General features: G+C 57.9%; 20 protein-coding genes. 17 read left to right on the forward strand and 3 right to left on the reverse strand.

The window, feature by feature from the left end; genetic code table 11:
* Positions 1–193: 193 nt before the first annotated feature.
* The 8 genes from hslV to AUC60_RS26455 all read left to right on the forward strand — a co-directional run bounded on the left by hslV (position 194) and on the right by AUC60_RS26455 (position 8,472).
* Positions 194–724: an ATP-dependent protease subunit HslV gene (gene hslV, locus AUC60_RS26425; protein WP_027901992.1), complete on the forward strand. Its 531-nt coding sequence runs from the start codon at positions 194–196 to the stop codon at positions 722–724.
* Positions 725–792: 68 nt separating this feature from the next.
* A complete protein-coding gene (gene hslU / locus AUC60_RS26430; protein WP_027901993.1) occupies positions 793–2,130 on the forward strand; it encodes an HslU--HslV peptidase ATPase subunit in 1,338 nt (445 codons plus the stop codon).
* 136 nt (positions 2,131–2,266) lie between these two features.
* Entirely contained in the window at positions 2,267–2,644 is a 378-nt protein-coding gene (locus AUC60_RS26435; protein ID WP_087274399.1) for a gamma-butyrobetaine hydroxylase family protein, read from the forward strand.
* A gap of 339 nt (positions 2,645–2,983) precedes the next feature.
* Positions 2,984–4,663 carry a class II poly(R)-hydroxyalkanoic acid synthase gene (gene phaC / locus AUC60_RS26440; protein ID WP_087274401.1) on the forward strand — a complete coding sequence of 560 codons (1,680 nt, stop codon included), beginning with the start codon at positions 2,984–2,986 and terminating at the stop codon, positions 4,661–4,663.
* Positions 4,664–4,896: 233 nt separating this feature from the next.
* Positions 4,897–5,751: a poly(3-hydroxyalkanoate) depolymerase gene (gene phaZ / locus AUC60_RS26445; protein ID WP_087274403.1), complete on the forward strand. Its 855-nt coding sequence runs from the start codon at positions 4,897–4,899 to the stop codon at positions 5,749–5,751.
* Between the two features lie 157 nt (positions 5,752–5,908).
* Positions 5,909–6,082, forward strand: coding sequence for a hypothetical protein (locus AUC60_RS27920; protein ID WP_158099162.1), 174 nt, complete (start codon positions 5,909–5,911; stop codon positions 6,080–6,082).
* Positions 6,083–6,114: 32 nt separating this feature from the next.
* Entirely contained in the window at positions 6,115–7,791 is a 1,677-nt protein-coding gene (phaC, locus tag AUC60_RS26450; RefSeq protein WP_087274405.1) for a class II poly(R)-hydroxyalkanoic acid synthase, read from the forward strand.
* 66 nt (positions 7,792–7,857) lie between these two features.
* Positions 7,858–8,472 (forward strand): TetR/AcrR family transcriptional regulator, encoded by a 615-nt coding sequence (locus AUC60_RS26455; protein ID WP_087274406.1) that lies wholly within the window; start codon positions 7,858–7,860, stop codon positions 8,470–8,472.
* A 101-nt stretch (positions 8,473–8,573) separates the two neighbouring features.
* Here AUC60_RS26455 and AUC60_RS26460 read toward each other — a convergent pair whose 3' ends face one another.
* The 3 genes from AUC60_RS26460 to AUC60_RS26470 all read right to left on the reverse strand — a co-directional run bounded on the left by AUC60_RS26460 (position 8,574) and on the right by AUC60_RS26470 (position 10,384).
* Positions 8,574–9,428 carry a phasin family protein gene (locus AUC60_RS26460; protein ID WP_087274408.1) on the reverse strand — a complete coding sequence of 285 codons (855 nt, stop codon included), beginning with the start codon at positions 9,426–9,428 and terminating at the stop codon, positions 8,574–8,576.
* Positions 9,429–9,438: 10 nt separating this feature from the next.
* Positions 9,439–9,864, reverse strand: a complete 426-nt coding sequence (locus tag AUC60_RS26465) for a phasin family protein (RefSeq protein ID WP_087274410.1) — start codon at positions 9,862–9,864, stop codon at positions 9,439–9,441.
* 241 nt (positions 9,865–10,105) lie between these two features.
* A complete protein-coding gene (locus tag AUC60_RS26470; RefSeq protein WP_087274412.1) occupies positions 10,106–10,384 on the reverse strand; it encodes a polyhydroxyalkanoic acid system family protein in 279 nt (92 codons plus the stop codon).
* Positions 10,385–10,527: 143 nt separating this feature from the next.
* Between AUC60_RS26470 and ubiE the strand changes: the two genes are divergently transcribed.
* From ubiE to AUC60_RS26515, 9 genes are all read left to right on the forward strand, one after another.
* On the forward strand, positions 10,528–11,298 hold the full coding sequence (gene ubiE / locus AUC60_RS26475) for a bifunctional demethylmenaquinone methyltransferase/2-methoxy-6-polyprenyl-1,4-benzoquinol methylase UbiE (protein ID WP_020293519.1): 771 nt from the start codon (positions 10,528–10,530) through the stop codon (positions 11,296–11,298).
* Positions 11,298–11,921 (forward strand): ubiquinone biosynthesis accessory factor UbiJ, encoded by a 624-nt coding sequence (locus tag AUC60_RS26480; RefSeq protein ID WP_087274413.1) that lies wholly within the window; start codon positions 11,298–11,300, stop codon positions 11,919–11,921. Before ubiE ends, AUC60_RS26480 begins: the two co-directional genes overlap by 1 nt.
* Positions 11,918–13,537, forward strand: coding sequence for a ubiquinone biosynthesis regulatory protein kinase UbiB (gene ubiB / locus AUC60_RS26485; RefSeq protein WP_087274415.1), 1,620 nt, complete (start codon positions 11,918–11,920; stop codon positions 13,535–13,537). Before AUC60_RS26480 ends, ubiB begins: the two co-directional genes overlap by 4 nt.
* A gap of 68 nt (positions 13,538–13,605) precedes the next feature.
* The gene (hisI, locus tag AUC60_RS26490) at positions 13,606–13,998 is read left to right on the forward strand and encodes a phosphoribosyl-AMP cyclohydrolase (protein ID WP_087274417.1); all 393 of its coding nucleotides are present in this window, start codon (positions 13,606–13,608) and stop codon (positions 13,996–13,998) included.
* A 3-nt stretch (positions 13,999–14,001) separates the two neighbouring features.
* On the forward strand, positions 14,002–14,334 hold the full coding sequence (locus AUC60_RS26495) for a phosphoribosyl-ATP diphosphatase (RefSeq protein WP_027901649.1): 333 nt from the start codon (positions 14,002–14,004) through the stop codon (positions 14,332–14,334).
* 41 nt (positions 14,335–14,375) lie between these two features.
* Entirely contained in the window at positions 14,376–14,648 is a 273-nt protein-coding gene (locus AUC60_RS26500; RefSeq protein WP_087274419.1) for a twin-arginine translocase TatA/TatE family subunit, read from the forward strand.
* A 10-nt stretch (positions 14,649–14,658) separates the two neighbouring features.
* Entirely contained in the window at positions 14,659–15,150 is a 492-nt protein-coding gene (tatB, locus tag AUC60_RS26505) for a Sec-independent protein translocase protein TatB (RefSeq protein ID WP_087274421.1), read from the forward strand.
* On the forward strand, positions 15,147–15,941 hold the full coding sequence (tatC, locus tag AUC60_RS26510) for a twin-arginine translocase subunit TatC (protein ID WP_087274423.1): 795 nt from the start codon (positions 15,147–15,149) through the stop codon (positions 15,939–15,941). Before tatB ends, tatC begins: the two co-directional genes overlap by 4 nt.
* The gene (locus tag AUC60_RS26515) at positions 15,938–16,645 is read left to right on the forward strand and encodes a 16S rRNA (uracil(1498)-N(3))-methyltransferase (RefSeq protein WP_087274424.1); all 708 of its coding nucleotides are present in this window, start codon (positions 15,938–15,940) and stop codon (positions 16,643–16,645) included. Before tatC ends, AUC60_RS26515 begins: the two co-directional genes overlap by 4 nt.
* The last annotated feature ends 68 nt before the right edge of the window (positions 16,646–16,713 follow it).

The raw sequence follows: 16,713 nt of genomic DNA on the forward strand, positions 1-16,713 counted from the left end.
GCGAGGCCGCGATGGCGGTGTGTCAGGCAGAACGCTATCGCGGCCTCGCGGTGCTCGTGCGCTCCTACAGGAAATACTTCCGATCAGATAAGCGAGCACGGCACCACTCATCCCCAACGGTTGAAATCCCTTCCCCCACCCCCATATGAGTTTTCACCAGGGCATTTTCGCCCCGCAGTGTGGAGACTCTCCCTTGACCACCATCGTTTCAGTTCGCCGCCACGGCAAAGTCGTCATGGCTGGCGACGGCCAGGTTTCTCTGGGCAACACCGTCATGAAAGGCAACGCCAAGAAAGTGCGTCGTCTGTACCACGGCGAAGTGATTGCCGGTTTCGCTGGCGCTACGGCCGACGCGTTCACTCTTTTCGAACGCTTTGAAGGGCAACTTGAAAAGCACCAAGGTCATCTGGTGCGTGCCGCCGTTGAACTCGCCAAAGACTGGCGGACCGACCGCTCCTTGAGCCGTCTGGAGGCCATGCTGGCCGTCGCCAACAAAGACGCTTCGCTGATCATCACCGGTAACGGTGACGTCGTTGAACCTGAAGATGGCCTTATTGCCATGGGTTCCGGCGGTGCTTTCGCCCAGGCCGCTGCTCGCGCCCTGCTGCAAAAAACCGATCTCTCGGCGCGTGAAATTGCCGAAACCGCATTGCATATCGCGGGCGATATCTGCGTGTTCACCAACCACAACATCACCATTGAGGAGCAGGACCTCGCTGAATAAGCCTCGTACCGGCCGCTGCAACTAGCGGCCTGACAGACCTTGAATCAGCTGGAGGACCGCCAAATACCATGTCAATGACTCCCCGTGAAATTGTCCACGAACTGAACCGCCATATCATCGGCCAGGACGATGCCAAGCGCGCTGTCGCCATCGCCCTGCGTAACCGCTGGCGCCGGATGCAACTGCCGGAAGAATTGCGCGTTGAAGTCACGCCCAAGAATATCTTGATGATCGGCCCGACCGGTGTCGGTAAAACCGAGATTGCCCGTCGTCTGGCCAAGCTGGCCAACGCGCCGTTCATCAAGGTCGAAGCGACCAAATTCACCGAGGTCGGCTATGTCGGCCGCGACGTCGAGTCGATCATTCGTGACCTGGCCGACGCGGCCATCAAGCTGCTGCGCGAACAGGAAATCATCAAGGTTCGCCATCGTGCCGAAGATGCTGCTGAAGACCGCATCCTGGACGCCCTGTTGCCTCCTGCTCGTACGGGCTTTCAGGAAGAAGCCGCGCCGAGTAACGATTCCAACACCCGTCAGCTGTTCCGCAAGCGCTTGCGTGAAGGTCAGCTGGACGACAAGGAAATCGAGATCGAAATCAACGAAGCCGTTGGCGTCGACATTTCCGCGCCGCCGGGCATGGAAGAAATGACCAACCAGTTGCAAAGCCTGTTTGCCAACATGGGCAAGGGCAAGAAGAAGAGCCGCAAGCTCAAGGTCAAGGAAGCCTTCAAGCTGGTGCGTGAAGAAGAAGCAGGTCGCCTCGTCAACGAGGAAGAACTCAAGGCCAAAGCGCTGGAAGCTGTTGAGCAACATGGCATCGTGTTCATTGACGAAATCGACAAGGTCGCCAAGCGCGGCAATGTGGGCGGTGCCGATGTATCCCGCGAAGGCGTACAGCGCGACCTGCTGCCGCTGATCGAAGGCTGCACGGTCAACACCAAGCTGGGCATGGTCAAGACTGACCACATCCTGTTCATTGCGTCCGGCGCTTTCCACTTGAGCAAGCCGAGCGATCTGGTGCCTGAGCTGCAAGGCCGTCTGCCGATCCGCGTTGAACTCAAGGCGCTGTCGCCACAGGATTTCGAACGTATTCTCAGCGAGCCACATGCGTCCCTGACCGAGCAATACTGCGCACTGCTGAAGACCGAAGGCTTGAACATCGCGTTCGAAGCCGACGGCATCAAGCGTCTCGCCGAGATTGCCTGGCAGGTCAACGAGAAGACCGAAAACATCGGTGCGCGTCGCTTGCACACCTTGCTTGAGCGTCTGCTTGAGGAAGTGTCCTTCAGCGCAGGTGATCTGGCCACCGATCCGGACGCAGCGCCGATACGCATTGATGCCGAGTACGTGAACAGTCATCTTGGCGAACTGGCCAAGGATGAGGATCTGTCGCGGTATATCCTTTAACTGAAATGCAGTTACTGTAGGAGCTCACGAGCAACGCGAGGCAGCGATAGCGGTCCATCTGACACACCGCCATCGCTGCCTCGCGTTGCTCGTAAGCTCCTACAGGTACGTTGTATTTCCCACAGGGATTGTATCCATGCCCAAACTCCCAACAGCCATCCAGCTCCACAAAGCCTCGAAAACCCTGACCCTCAAGTACGGGCCGAACGAGGAATACCACTTGCCTGCAGAATTCCTCCGGGTGCACTCGCCGTCTGCGGAGGTTCAGGGCCACGGCAAGCCGATCCTGCAATTTGGCAAGCTGGGGGTGGGCCTGACCAAAGTTGAACCGGCGGGCCAATACGCACTGAAATTGACCTTCGATGACGGTCATGACAGCGGATTGTTCACGTGGGAATACCTCTACGAACTGGCGCAACGTCAGGACGATTTGTGGAACGACTATTTGCTTGAGCTGAAAAACGCAGGCAAATCCCGCGACCCTTCCGAGCAAGTCATCCGGCTGATGCTCTAACCCGCACCACAGAGCCGTCCGGCATTTTAGGACGCGCTTTCTAATTCCTTTTGTTTGAATGTGCCGCGCAGCGGCCAACGACTGGTGCTGCTTGCGATTTTTCGCAATCTCGCGTAACCAATGGTTTTGGCAAGTTCCCTGCATCCTCGAATGCAGTTGAAAGGTGTGCAAGAAGTCGTCGCAAGGAGCGCAATGGTTCACGCGTCCACCGCGACGGCTACCTCTTAAGGGATAAGCGGTTTAGCCATCATCGGTCACCCGAGCAGTAGTACCGGCGTCTGCCTGTGTCACTGATTCACAGGGAAGCGGTACTCACCTCAGGACAATGGAGCGTCGTGAATGAGTAGCAGAAACAACGATGACCTGCAGCAACAAGCTTCGGAACACACACTGGGTTTGAACCCGGTCGTCGGCCTGCGGCGCAAGGACTTGCTGACCACAGCCCGCATGGTTCTGCGCCAGGCGTTGAAACAGCCCTTTCATAGCGCTAAACACATCGCGCATTTGAGCGTCGAGCTCAAGAACGTCCTGCTGGGAAAATCAGCCTTGCAGCCGACGCCTGACGACAGGCGCTTCAGCGATCCGGCCTGGAGCCAGAATCCGGTTTATCGCCGCTACTTGCAGACGTATCTGGCCTGGCGCAAAGAGCTGCATGACTGGATAGACGACAGCAACCTTGCACCTCAGGAAATCAGCCGCGGGCACTTCGTGATCAATCTGATGACCGAAGCAATGTCGCCCACCAACACCGCTGCCAACCCCGCAGCGATCAAGCGTTTCTTCGAAACCGGCGGCAAAAGCATTCTCGACGGCCTGTCTCATCTCGCCAAGGATTTGGTACACAACGGCGGCATGCCCAGCCAGGTCAACATGGACGCCTTCGAAGTCGGCAAGAGTCTGGGCACCAGCGAAGGCTCGGTGGTGTTTCGCAACGACGTGCTGGAGCTGATTCAGTACAAGCCCATCACCGAACAAGTGCATGAGCGACCGCTGCTGGTCGTGCCGCCACAAATCAACAAGTTCTACGTCTTCGACCTGAGCCCGGAAAAGAGTCTGGCGAGGTTCTGCCTGCGCAGTAATGTGCAGACCTTCATTATCAGTTGGCGTAACCCGACCAAAGCCCAGCGTGAATGGGGCCTGTCAACGTACATCGATGCCGTCAAGGAAGCGGTGGACGTGGTGACGGCGATCACCGGCAGCAAAGATATCAATATGCTCGGCGCCTGCTCGGGCGGCATTACCTGCACTGCGCTGTTGGGTCATTACGCGGCACTGGGCGATCAGAAGGTCAACGCCCTGACGTTGCTGGTCAGTGTGCTGGATACCACGCTGGACACCGACGTCGCGTTGTTCGTTGACGAGCAGACTCTGGAATCGGCCAAGCGTCACTCCTATCAGGCAGGCGTGCTGGAAGGCAGCGACATGGCCAAGGTATTTGCCTGGATGCGTCCCAACGACCTGATCTGGAATTACTGGGTCAATAATTACTTGCTGGGCAACGAACCGCCGGTGTTCGACATCCTTTTCTGGAACAACGACACCACCCGCCTGCCCGCTGCGTTCCATGGCGACCTGATCGAGATGTTCAAGAACAACCCGTTGATCCGCCCCAACGCGCTTGAAGTGTGCGGTACGCCTATCGACCTCAAGCAGGTCACCAGCGATGTGTTTTGCCTGGCCGGAACCAACGATCACATCACGCCTTGGGGCTCCTGCTACAAATCAGCACGACTGTTCGGCGGAAAGACTGAATTTGTTCTGTCCAGCAGTGGCCATATCCAGAGCATTCTCAATCCGCCCGGCAACCCTAAGGCACGTTACATGACCAACAGCGAGTTGCCGGTCGATCCGAAGGTCTGGCAGGAAAACGGCACCAAGCACACTGACTCCTGGTGGTTGCACTGGCAGAACTGGCTGAGCGAACGTTCCGGGAAACTGAAGAAATCTCCTGCGACCCTTGGCAGCAAAGCTTTCCCGGCAGGTGAGGCTTCACCGGGAACCTATGTGCATGAACGCTAAGGTTTGATGCGACGGGCGGAGTCAGGATCGGGTGCCGAGTGCCGTTACAAAGGTTGAGGCTATCGCCGAGCGAGGCGCAGTCCTGGAATGTCGTGGGACCGGCTTTAGCCGGGAAGAGGCCTTTACAGTCACCAACAATGGGGTGTCAGAAATGCCGCTTTCCCGGCTAAAGCCGGTCCCACGTCGCACATCTGCTTGCGGACAAATATAGAATCTCCCACAGGGCTTCGCGCATGCCGCAACCGTTTATTTTTCGCACTATCGATCTGGATGGCCACAGCATCCGAACCGCAGTACGCCCAGGCAAGAGTCATCTGACTCCTCTGCTGATTTTCAATGGTATTGGCGCCAACCTTGAGTTGGTGTTCCCGTTCGTTGATGCGCTGGACCCGGACCTGGAAGTCATCGCTTTTGATGTGCCTGGCGTCGGTGGTTCCTCGACACCCAGTCGCCCGTACCGGTTTCCCGGTCTGGCTAAACTGGCGGCGCGCATGCTCGACTATCTGGACTATGGCCAGGTCAACGCCATCGGCGTTTCATGGGGTGGCGCGCTGGCTCAACAGTTCGCTTACGACTACCCCGAGCGTTGCAAAAAGCTGGTGCTGGCAGCAACAGCGGCCGGTGCGGTGATGGTACCTGGCAAACCGCGCGTGCTCTGGTTGATGGCCAGCCCACGGCGGTATATCCAGCCCTCCCACGTAATCCGCATTGCACCGGAAATCTACGGCGGCGCTTTTCGGCGTGATCCTTATCTGGCCGCCAACCACGCTGCAAAGGTCCGTTCGTCCGGCAAGCTGGGCTACTACTGGCAGCTGTTTGCTGGCATGGGCTGGACCAGCATCCACTGGCTGCACAAGATCCGTCAGCCGACATTAGTGCTGGCGGGCGACGACGATCCACTGATCCCGTTGATAAATATGCGCCTGCTTGCTTGGCGGATCCCCAACGCCCAGCTACACATAATCGATGACGGTCATTTGTTCTTGATCACCCGTGCCGAAGCAGTCGCGCCCATCATCATGAAATTCCTCCAGCAGGAACGTCAGCGCGCCGTGATGCACCCACATCCGACACCCAGCACACGCTGATCATTACAGACCAACAAGGATTCTCAGTACCGCAAAGAATCGTCACTGACTGCGCCGTTTGAATGGAAGTTGTACGGCGCAGAACGACGCATGCCCTGAGCGGGGATGCGCCTGCAAAGAAGTATCGGTCGATGGCACGACGAAGGAGTGTTGCCCCATGCGAGAAAAATCAGCAAAGAGCGCCGACACCGTACCGGCGACTTACATAAACGCGCAAAGCGCGATCACCGGCCTGCGTGGCCAGGATTTGTTTTCGACCTTACGCAAGGAATCGTCACTGACTGCGCCGTTTGAATGGAAGTTGTACGGCGCAGAACGACGCATGCCCTGAGCGGGGATGCGCCTGCAAAGAAGTATCGGTCGATGGCAGCAAAGAGCGCCGACACCGTACCGGCGACTTACATAAACGCGCAAAGCGCGATCACCGGCCTGCGTGGCCAGGATTTGTTTTCGACCTTACGCAAGGTTGCCGCTCAAGGCTTGCAGCATCCGTTGCGCAGCGCTCGTCACGCTTTGGCCCTCGGCAAGCAAGTCAGCCGCGTCGTGTTGCTGGGCGAAACGCCCTACCAATTACCTGCCCGCGACAGCCGTTTCGCAGACCCGACATGGAGTCTCAATCCGCTGTACCGTCGAGGCTTGCAGTCTTATCTGGCGTGGCAGCATCAAGTCAAACACTGGATCGATGAGACGGACCTGTCCAAGGATGATCGCGACCGGGCGCACTTCATTTTTTCGCTGCTCAACGATGCCCTGTCACCGTCCAATACCTTGCTCAATCCCGTGGCCATCAAAGAGCTCTTCAATAGCGGCGGCAACAGTGTGATCAAAGGCCTTGGCCACATGTTCGACGATCTGTTGCACAACAACGGCTTGCCGCGACAGACCACCAAAGACGCCTTCGAAGTCGGCCGCACGGTGGCTGCAACTCAAGGCTCGGTGGTGTTTCGCAACGAACTGCTGGAGTTGATCCAGTACAAGCCCATGAGTGAAAAGCAGTACGCCAGGCCTTTATTGATCGTGCCGCCGCAAATCAACAAGTTCTATATTTTCGATCTCAGCCCCGCCAACAGCTTCGTCCAGTATTGCCTGAAGAATGGCCTGCAAACTTTCATGATCAGCTGGCGCAATCCGGACGTTCGCCACCGCGAATGGGGGCTGTCCACTTACGTCCAGGCCACCGAAGAAGCGATGGCCGTATGTCGCTCCATCACCGGCGCAAAAGAAGTGAATCTGGTGGGCGCCTGTGCAGGCGGACTGACCATCGCCGCGCTGCAAGGGCATTTACAGGCGAAGCGCCAACTGCGCAAAGTGGCCAGCGCCACGTACATGGTCAGCCTGCTGGACAGCCAGATCGACAGCGCTGCGACGTTGTTCATCGACGAAACGACCCTTGAAGCTGCCAAGCGTCGCTCGTATCAACAAGGCGTACTGGACGGCAGGGACATGGCGAAAATCTTCGCCTGGATGCGCCCGAATGATTTGATCTGGAGTTACTGGATCAACAACTACTTGCTGGGCAAAGCCCCGCCCGCCTTCGACATCCTGTACTGGAACAACGACAGCACTCGCTTGCCCGCAGCGTTGCACGGCGATCTGCTGGACTTCTTCAAGCACAATCCGCTGACCCATCCTGGCGGGCTGGAAGTCTGCGGTACACCGATCGATCTGCAGAAAGTGACAGTCGACAGCTTCAACGTAGCCGGTATCAACGACCACATCACGCCATGGGACGCGGTCTATCGCTCGACCCTGCTGCTGGGCGGCGACCGGCGCTTTCTGCTGTCCAACAGCGGGCACGTGCAGAGCATTCTCAACCCGCCGGGCAACCCCAAAGCCAACTTCGTGGAGAACGGCAAACTCAGCAGCGACCCTCGTGCCTGGTACTACGATGCGAAAAACCACGAGGGCAGTTGGTGGCCGACCTGGCTGGAATGGATACAAGCCCGCTCAGGCACCCAGCGCGAAACCCAGATGGCATTGGGCAACGCCACATACACGCCAATGGAGGCTGCGCCGGGGACCTATGTGCATGTTCGATAAAGCGCTCGGCAGCTCCTACAGATGCACACATTTCCCTTCGAAATTATCTGCCAACAAGAAGACTGGATGAAAACCCGCGACCGTATCCTTGAATGCGCCCTGACATTGTTCAACCAACAGGGCGAGCCCAATGTCTCCACGCTGGAAATTGCCAACGAACTGGGTATCAGTCCCGGCAATCTTTACTACCACTTCCACGGCAAGGAGCCCTTGGTGCTCGGCCTGTTCGAGCGTTTCCAGGCAGAGCTTTCGCCCCTGCTCAACCCACCCGAAGACGCGCAACTGGCCGCTGAAGATTACTGGTTGTTCCTGCACTTGATCGTCGAGCGACTGTCCGACTATCGCTTCCTGTTTCAGGACCTGTCTAACCTGGCCGGGCGTTTGCCCAAGCTGGCTCGCGGTATTCGCAACCTGCTCAACAATCTGAAACGTACGCTGGCATCATTACTGGCGCGCCTGAAAGCTGAGGGTCAGGTTGTCAGCGACACCCAGGCGCTGGGGCAACTGGTGGAGCAAATCACCATGACCCTGCTGTTCTCGCTGGACTACCAACGGATTCTGGGGCGCGACGCTGAAGTACGGGTCGTGGTCTACCAGATCATGATGCTCGTCGCACCACACCTGACGCCGGGCTCACGGCATGCGGCGCAGCAATTGGCGAGGCATTATCTGGAGGAGTAGCCGAACCGGTCCCTGCATTCGCAACTTAAATGCTGAGTCTTTGGCATAAAAAATGCCCGACCTGTTTTCGCAGGTCGGGCTTTCGCATTACAGCCCTTGAATCAGGACTGGCTGGCTGGGGTCGACGGCGTCGTCGATGCCGGTGCTGCGGCAGTATTGGTTGCAGCGGGTGCAGGCGTTGCTGCTGGTGTGGCAGCTGGCTTGGCGGCGGGTTTCGGTGCCGGTTTGGCGGTTGCTTTGGGGGCCGCCTTCGGTGCAGCAGGTTTTTTGGCAGCAGCCGGTTTCTTCGCCGCAGCCGGCTTGCTGGCCGCTACAGACTTGGCCTTGGTCGCGGTTTTGGTTGCAGCCTTGTTGGCAGCGGCAACGGGTTTGGCCGCTGTGGCTTTCACGGCCGGTTTGGCTGCTGCGGTTTTCGCGGCAACTTTGTCGGCGGCTTTGGCGACCGGTTTCGCGGCGGCTTTCACCAATGGTTTAGCGGTGGTTTTAGGTGCTGGTTTGGAAGCCGAAGCTTTGGAAGCAGGCGCCCTGGAAACAGGAGTCACCGAAGCGCCAGTCAGCTTCTCGATTTGCTTGGTCAGCAGATCGACCTTGCTGTGCAGCGCTTTCACTTCATTGCGGCTCGGAACACCCAGACGCGAAATGGCGCTGTTCAGGCGCTTGTCGAAGGCACCTTCCAGCTCGCTCCATTTGCCCAGTGCGAGGTCTTTGACATCGCCCACACGAGACTTCGCTGCCTTGGCAGAGTCCTTGGCGGAGTCAACTTGTTTATCGACTTCAACCTTGGTCTGCTTCTCGGCTTTTTCGCCATCTTTAACCAGCGTTTCAAAAAGCTTACTGCCGTCATTGCTGATCTTGGAGTAAGCGCCTAAACCAGCCAGCCAGATTTGGCGGGAGTACTTCTCGACCTCGCCAATCCAGGAGCTGCCTTCTTTCTCGATTTTTTTCTTGCCAGCCATCCTGCTCTCCTTATTGTTTACGCGCGACACGTTCAAGCAATGCCGTCAGCTCATCGAGCTTAGCAGACAGTGTCTCCACGTCATGTTTAGACGGTATACCGATGCGATTCAAGGCGCTGGCGACCCGCCGATCAAATGCGCTTTCGATTTTATCGAGCTGCACCTCAACCCGGCCCTTCACCGAAGTCAGTTCTTCTTTGGCCGAATCGATTTCGCTATTGGCCGCGTCGACCTTTTCGTCGATCACCTGCTTGGCTTTCTTCTCGGTCTGCTCGCCAACCTTGACCAGCTCTTTGAAGTACTCGGCACCTTCCTGCCCCGCCCAGGAGTAAGCACCCAACCCCGCCAGCCAGACCTTGCGGGCATACAGGCGGACGTCGGAGACCGACTTGGTTTCTTCGTCTTTGATTTTTTTCTTCAACGTAACTTTGGCCATGGTGCACCTCACGCTCGAATGTTTGAGGATCGCCCCCAGGGACAACGGGGCATGGACACGAAAGTAGTCGGAAAAATTAGAAAGCTCACCCTAGGTTTGGGTGATGTTGAAGGGGTGTAGGAATTGGGAGTAGGAATTGGCTGGAGAGACATAACACCTATAGGAGCCAACTTGTTGGCGAGAGGCCCGTGAGCCATACAAATTGCCTCGCGAACAAGTTCACTCCTACAAGGGAACGCAATCAGGCCAGCAGGGCTTTATCCAGCTGCCGCTCTACCTCTGCCTGGATCTGTCCGCTCATGGCCGACAGGAAGAAATTCAGCTCAAGGTTTACGCGCACCAGTGCGTCCTCGACATCCACCGCACCTTTGGCGCCCTTGCCTTCCAGCTTGACGCGGTCGCCGCTCCACTCATGCTCGATGCCGTATTTGTCAGCCAGCTTCTCGACCAGCAGCTCAGCCTTCTCGCGAGCCTTTTCCTTACCCAGCGAATGCGGGCGTTCAACAGTAATCTTGGCCATTCGATGGCTCCTTCAGCGCAAGGTCAATCGTGGCGCAACTATAACAGCCGCCCCGGATGAAGAAACTGTTGGCGATGAGCCTTGTCAAGACAAAGCCAGCCACGACGATTAGAATGGCAACACTTTATTCCGGTGAACGCGATATGAATGATCCGCGCAAAGGCAGCGATGCCGAACCTACTACTCACTTCGGCTACAAAAACGTGCCGGAAAGCCAGAAGGCCGAGAAAGTGGCGGAGGTGTTTCACTCCGTCGCAGCCAAGTACGACCTGATGAACGACCTGCTGTCCGGTGGTATGCATCGCCTCTGGAAGCGCTTCGCTATCGAACTCTCCGGCGTTCGTACCGGTAACCGCGTGCTCGACATCGCGGGCGGTACTGGTGACCTGACCAAAAAATTCTCCCACCTTGTCGGCCCGACCGGCGAAGTGGTACTGGCCGACATCAACGCTTCCATGCTCAAGGTCGGTCGTGATCGCCTGCTTGATCTGGGTGTGGCGGGCAACGTCAAATTCGTTCAGGCCGACGCTGAAAAGCTGCCGTTCCCTGACAACCATTTCGATTGCGTGACCATCGCTTTCGGTCTGCGCAACGTGACTCACAAGGAAGACGCGCTGCGCTCGATGCTACGCGTGCTCAAACCCGGCGGTCGTTTGTTGGTGCTGGAGTTCTCCAAGCCGACCAACAAGCTCATGTCCAAGGCCTATGACGCTTACTCGTTCGCGTTCATGCCATTGATGGGCAAGCTGGTCACCAATGACTCGGAAAGCTATCGCTATCTGGCCGAATCGATCCGCATGCACCCGAATCAGGAAACCCTGAAGTCGATGATGGTGGAAGCCGGTTTTGATCGCGTGACTTACCACAACATGACCGCAGGCGTCGTGGCACTACATCGCGGCATCAAACCCTGATGTTGCTTAGCGGCTTGCTCGCCAGCGTCGAGCACGGCATTAACCGCGTGTTGCGCCTGGACAGCACCGCGTTGCCGCGCCTTGAGCGCTTGTCGGGCAAGGTGATTGCGGTTGATTGCCGTAATCCTTCGCTGCAACTGTTCATTCTGCCCAGCGACGAAGGCCTGCTGCTGGCCTCGCATTGGGAAGTTGAAGCTGATTGCACCTTGCGCGCCCCTGCTGCCAGCCTGATGCGTCTGGCTGTGAGCAAAGACAAGAGCGCTGTGCTGCATGGCCCGGATGTCGAACTGGACGGCGACAGCGGCGTATTACTGGAACTGGTCGGGATCCTTCAGGACCTCGAACTGGACTGGGAATACGAGCTGTCCCGCTGGCTTGGCCCGGTGGCCACGACCTTGCTGGGCGATCATTTGCGCAGCCGCGCGCGCTGGAGCAAAGACAGCTTCACCAACCTCAGCCAGAGCCTTGCCGACTACTTGAACGAAGAGTCGCGCACTCTGGTGGGGAAACATGAAGCCGAAGCCCGTTTCGCCGAACTCGACCAGATAAAACTTGATCTGGAACGCCTTGAGGCGCGCTTTGAGCGCTTCGCCCAATCCTCTGACTCCAGCGATAACGCATGAAGCTGCTTGCCGTCCGCCGTTTGTTTCGTATCCAGCGTGTCGTGATCCGCTACCGTCTCGATGACTTGCTGTTTGCTCTGCCGTTACCGTGGTGGATGAAGGCCACGCGCTTTGTCATGCCGTGGCGCCTGCTTCCGCGCAACAATGCAGAGCTGCCCCGTGGTGCGCGTCTGCGTCTGGCGCTGCAAGACCTTGGGCCGATCTTCATCAAATTCGGGCAGATCCTGTCGACCCGTCGCGACCTGCTACCCGAGGACATCGCCGACGAACTGATGCTATTGCAGGACCGCGTTCCGCCGTTCGACCCGCAAGTGGCGATCAAGCTGATCGAAGAGCAGCTGGGCGCGAAGATCAGCGAAGTGTTCAGTCGCTTCGACGTCACGCCACTGGCCTCGGCTTCGGTAGCGCAGGTCCATGCGGCGCAACTGAAGACCGGCGAAGAAGTGGTGGTCAAGGTTGTGCGCCCAGGCCTCAAGCCCGTCATCAGCCAGGATCTGGCATGGTTATTCATTCTGGCCCGCACTGCGGAGCGGATGTCCGCCGACGCCCGCCTGCTGCACCCGGTGGACGTGGTTGCCGACTACGAAAAGACCATTTACGACGAACTGGACCTGCTGCGTGAAGCCGCTAACTCCAGCCAGTTGCGACGTAACTTCGAAGGCTCGGACCTGCTCTACGTGCCTCAGGTCTACTGGGACTGGTGCCGCCCCAAGGTGCTGGTCATGGAGCGAATCTACGGGATTCAGGTCAACGACCTGGCGACCCTGGCGGATCAGCGCACCGACATGAAATTGCTGGCCGAGCGCGGTGTGGAGATTTTCTTCACCCAGGTGTTCCGCGACAGCTTCTTCCACGCCGACATGCACCCCGGCAATATTTTTGTCAGCACGGTCAACCCGTGGAGCCCGCAGTACATCGCTATCGATTGCGGAATCGTTGGCAGCCTGACGCCGGAAGATCAGGATTATCTGGCTCGTAACCTGTTTGCCTTCTTTAAACGTGATTATCGTCGCGTCGCGCAACTGCACATTGATTCGGGCTGGGTACCTGCGGAAACCAAACTGAACGAGTTTGAAGCTGCGATTCGTACCGTGTGCGAGCCGATCTTCGAAAAGCCGCTCAAGGATATTTCCTTCGGTCAGGTGCTGATGCGTCTGTTCCAGACCGCTCGCCGCTTCAACATGGAAGTCCAGCCGCAGCTCGTTCTGTTGCAGAAGACCCTGTTGAACATCGAAGGCCTGGGCCGCCAGTTGTATCCCGATCTGGATCTGTGGAGCACCGCGCAGCCGTTTCTGGAGCGCTGGATGCGTGATCGCGTCAGCCCGAAAACGCTGTTTGGCAACCTGCAGTCTCAGGTCGAGCAGATTCCGCATCTGGCCAGCATGACGCGGGACTTGCTGGAACGCATGTCGCAACCGCACCGGTCTGATCCGCCGCCACCGTGGCGTGAGCGCGGTGACGGTTGGGCATTGCGTTTGCTGGGTTCGGCGCTGCTAGCTGGTGGCGCAGTAATGGCCTCGACCTTGTTCGCCGAGGGTACTGCGCTAGTGGCTCCACTCGCCTGGCCCGCATGGATCATGTTGGTGGCGGGCCTGTATCTGGTCATCCGCCGATAGCCAGCGGCGCTGCCCGCTGGCACACTGTTCAATCCGCCGAGGCCTGAAGCCCGGCTGCCGGAGTAGATATGAAAGACTGGCTGGACGAAATCAAGTGGGACAGCGACGGTCTGGTGCCTGCTATTGCTCAGGATCACAAGACCGGGCGAGTTCTGATGATGGCGTGGATGAACCGCGAGGCCCTGAACCTCACCGCCGCAGAGAATCGTGCAATCTATTGGTCGCGTTCGCGTGGCAAACTCTGGCGCAAAGGCGAAGAATCGGGCCATGTGCAGAAGCTTCATGAGCTGCGTCTGGACTGCGACGCCGATGTGATCATCCTGATGGTCGAGCAGATCGGCGGCATTGCTTGCCATACCGGGCGTGAAAGCTGCTTTTACCGCGTCTACGAAGACGCCGCCTGGAAGACCGTCGAACCGGTCTTGAAAGATCCTGAAGCTATTTATCACGCAGGACACTGAAACATGACTGATACCTTGACCCGCCTGGCCGAAGTGCTGGAGTCGCGCAAAGGTGCCGCTGCCGACAGCTCTTACGTCGCCAGCCTGTATCACAAGGGATTGAACAAGATTCTGGAAAAGGTCGGCGAAGAGTCGGTCGAAACCATCATTGCCGCCAAGGATGCCGCTGTCAGCGGCGATTGCAGCGATGTCATCTACGAAACCGCTGACCTGTGGTTTCACAGCATGGTGATGCTTGCTGCATTGGGTCAGCACCCACAAGCAGTGCTGGATGAACTGGACCGCCGTTTCGGCTTGTCCGGGCATGCGGAAAAAGCCGCACGCACAGCTGACTGACCTTCACTTTTCGAGCTTGAAATTTCTACGAGGATTGCTTCATGGGTATTTTTGACTGGAAACACTGGATCGTCATCCTGGTTGTCGTGGTACTGGTATTCGGCACCAAGAAACTCAAGAACCTGGGTACTGACGTCGGCGAATCGATCAAGGGCTTTCGCAAGGCCATGAACGACGACGAAAAAAACGCAGAGCAGCCGCCAGTGCAACCTCAGCAACCGCCGCAAGCTGCACCACAGGGCTCACCCCTGAACCAGCCGCACACCATCGACGCGCAAGCGCATAAAGTCGAAGAGCCAATCCGCAAAGACTAGGTCGTATTGAATGTTTGGTATCAGCTTCTCTGAACTGCTGCTGGTCGGCCTCGTCGCCTTGCTGGTGCTTGGCCCTGAGCGTCTGCCCGGTGCTGCGCGTACCGCCGGCCTGTGGATTGGCCGGTTAAAACGCAGCTTCAATGCGATCAAACAGGAAGTTGAACGCGAAATCGGAGCAGACGAAATCCGTCGCCAATTGCATAACGAGCACATCCTGTCGCTGGAAGAAGAAGCGCGCAAGATCATGTCTCCGCAGCAGCCACCGGCCAATCCGGCTCCCGCACCTGAGCAGGCGCCCGCTGAACCGGTGGTCTCGACCATCCCGAACACGCCGTCTGTGACACCTGCTACCGACCTGGGTCCGGCCGCCCCGGCGGGCACGACGCCCACTGCCGAAGCGACGACTCAGGTGACGACTGAACCTGCGCACGTGTCGCCAGCAGCGCCAGCACCCAACGCACCCTCCGCCAACGATTCGTCACTGCCACCGCGAGCCCCATGAGCGATATTCCGGAAAATGACCAGCAAATGCCGCTGGTCTCGCACCTCACAGAACTCCGTTCGCGCCTGCTGAAATGTGTCCTGGCGATCTTCGTTATCTTCGGCTGCCTGTTTTATTTCACGCAGAAGATCTACACATTCGTCTCGGCACCGCTCCGGGTTTTCCTGCCTGAAGGCGCGACGATGATCGCCACTGATGTGGCCTCGCCGTTCATCACGCCGTTCAAGCTGACCATGATGGTTGCGTTGTTCCTGGCCATGCCGGTGATCCTGCACCAGATCTGGGGTTTTATCGCGCCAGGCCTGTACAAGCATGAGAAACGCGTCGCGGTACCGTTGCTGGTATCGAGCATCATCCTGTTCTATTCGGGCATGGCCTTCGCTTACTACCTGGTCTTCCCGCTGATTTTCCACTTCTTCGCCAGCGTGACGCCTGAAGGCGTTTCGATGATGACGGACATCGCCAGTTATCTGGACTTCGTCATGACGCTGTTCTTCGCCTTCGGCGTGGCGTTTGAGATTCCGGTAGCCGTCGTGCTGCTGGTGTGGATCGGCGTCGTTGACGTGAAGTACCTGAAAAAGATCCGTCCGTACGTGATCATCGGTTGCTTCGTGGTCGGCATGATCCTGACTCCACCGGATATTTTCTCGCAGACACTGCTGGCTGTGCCGATGTGGCTGTTGTTTGAGATTGGCGTGCTGTGCAGCTCGCTGATCACCAAGCGCGGCGATCATGCCGATGATCAGCCCGAACAAGACAAGCAAGACCAGCCGCCCGCGACTCAGCCGTGAATCTGCTGCTTCTCGAAGACGCCGACTTCGTTGCGGCTGACCGGGTCGTACTGCGCGACCGACGCCTCAAGCACATGCAAGAGGTGCATCGCGCAGAAGTCGGCGACAGCCTGCGTGTAGGCAGCATTGGCGGCTTGCTGGGCAGCGCTGAGCTGCTACGACTTGAGGCACACGAAGCCGAGCTGCGTATCACCCTCGACAGCGCCCCGCCCGCCAAACTGCCGTTGACCCTGTTGCTGGCCCTGCCCCGTCCGAAAATGCTCCGCCGGGTGTTTCAGACAGTGGCGACCATGGGCGTGCCCAAGGTCATTCTGCTCAACAGCTATCGCGTGGAAAAAAGCTTCTGGCAGACGCCGTTCCTGGAACCGCAAGCGATTCGCGAGCAACTGATCCTCGGCCTCGAACAGGCCCGGGACAGTGTGTTGCCCGAGATCATCATCGAAAAACGCTTCAAGCCGTTTGTCGAAGATCGCCTGCCGGAGCTGGTTAAAGACACGATGGGATTGGTCGGACATCCCGGCAATTTTCCCGCCTGCCCGCGTGCCGTCACGGGTCCTGTGACCTTGGCCATTGGTCCGGAAGGTGGCTGGATTCCCTATGAAGTCGACCTGCTGACCAAGGCAGGGCTGCAACCGGTGCAACTTGGCGAGCGTATTCTGCGGGTGGAAACTGCAGTTACTGCCCTGTTGGCACGCTTGTTCTAACGCTTACTTGCGTTAATTACTTCCCTTTAGTTCATGCTCCTCCGGCCGATGTAGGTGAATACATCTAA

The organism is Pseudomonas caspiana (assembly GCF_002158995.1).
GTDB lineage: Bacteria > Pseudomonadota > Gammaproteobacteria > Pseudomonadales > Pseudomonadaceae > Aquipseudomonas > Aquipseudomonas caspiana.

What these genes read in the sequence shown, in the direction of transcription:
- AUC60_RS26480 (WP_087274413.1), top strand. Translation starts at nt 11,298, where the DNA reads ATGTTGCTTAGCGGCTTGCTCGCCAGCGTCGAGCACGGCATTAACCGC.
- AUC60_RS26435 (WP_087274399.1), top strand. Translation starts at nt 2,267, where the DNA reads ATGCCCAAACTCCCAACAGCCATCCAGCTCCACAAAGCCTCGAAAACC.
- AUC60_RS26500 (WP_087274419.1), top strand. Translation starts at nt 14,376, where the DNA reads ATGGGTATTTTTGACTGGAAACACTGGATCGTCATCCTGGTTGTCGTG.
- phaZ (WP_087274403.1), top strand. Translation starts at nt 4,897, where the DNA reads ATGCCGCAACCGTTTATTTTTCGCACTATCGATCTGGATGGCCACAGC.
- AUC60_RS26455 (WP_087274406.1), top strand. Translation starts at nt 7,858, where the DNA reads ATGAAAACCCGCGACCGTATCCTTGAATGCGCCCTGACATTGTTCAAC.
- hisI (WP_087274417.1), top strand. Translation starts at nt 13,606, where the DNA reads ATGAAAGACTGGCTGGACGAAATCAAGTGGGACAGCGACGGTCTGGTG.
- phaC (WP_087274405.1), top strand. Translation starts at nt 6,115, where the DNA reads ATGGCAGCAAAGAGCGCCGACACCGTACCGGCGACTTACATAAACGCG.
- phaC (WP_087274401.1), top strand. Translation starts at nt 2,984, where the DNA reads ATGAGTAGCAGAAACAACGATGACCTGCAGCAACAAGCTTCGGAACAC.
- ubiE (WP_020293519.1), top strand. Translation starts at nt 10,528, where the DNA reads ATGAATGATCCGCGCAAAGGCAGCGATGCCGAACCTACTACTCACTTC.
- hslU (WP_027901993.1), top strand. Translation starts at nt 793, where the DNA reads ATGTCAATGACTCCCCGTGAAATTGTCCACGAACTGAACCGCCATATC.
- AUC60_RS26465 (WP_087274410.1), bottom strand. Translation starts at nt 9,864, where the DNA reads ATGGCCAAAGTTACGTTGAAGAAAAAAATCAAAGACGAAGAAACCAAG.
- AUC60_RS26495 (WP_027901649.1), top strand. Translation starts at nt 14,002, where the DNA reads ATGACTGATACCTTGACCCGCCTGGCCGAAGTGCTGGAGTCGCGCAAA.
- AUC60_RS27920 (WP_158099162.1), top strand. Translation starts at nt 5,909, where the DNA reads ATGCGAGAAAAATCAGCAAAGAGCGCCGACACCGTACCGGCGACTTAC.
- AUC60_RS26460 (WP_087274408.1), bottom strand. Translation starts at nt 9,428, where the DNA reads ATGGCTGGCAAGAAAAAAATCGAGAAAGAAGGCAGCTCCTGGATTGGC.
- tatC (WP_087274423.1), top strand. Translation starts at nt 15,147, where the DNA reads ATGAGCGATATTCCGGAAAATGACCAGCAAATGCCGCTGGTCTCGCAC.
- tatB (WP_087274421.1), top strand. Translation starts at nt 14,659, where the DNA reads ATGTTTGGTATCAGCTTCTCTGAACTGCTGCTGGTCGGCCTCGTCGCC.
- ubiB (WP_087274415.1), top strand. Translation starts at nt 11,918, where the DNA reads ATGAAGCTGCTTGCCGTCCGCCGTTTGTTTCGTATCCAGCGTGTCGTG.
- AUC60_RS26470 (WP_087274412.1), bottom strand. Translation starts at nt 10,384, where the DNA reads ATGGCCAAGATTACTGTTGAACGCCCGCATTCGCTGGGTAAGGAAAAG.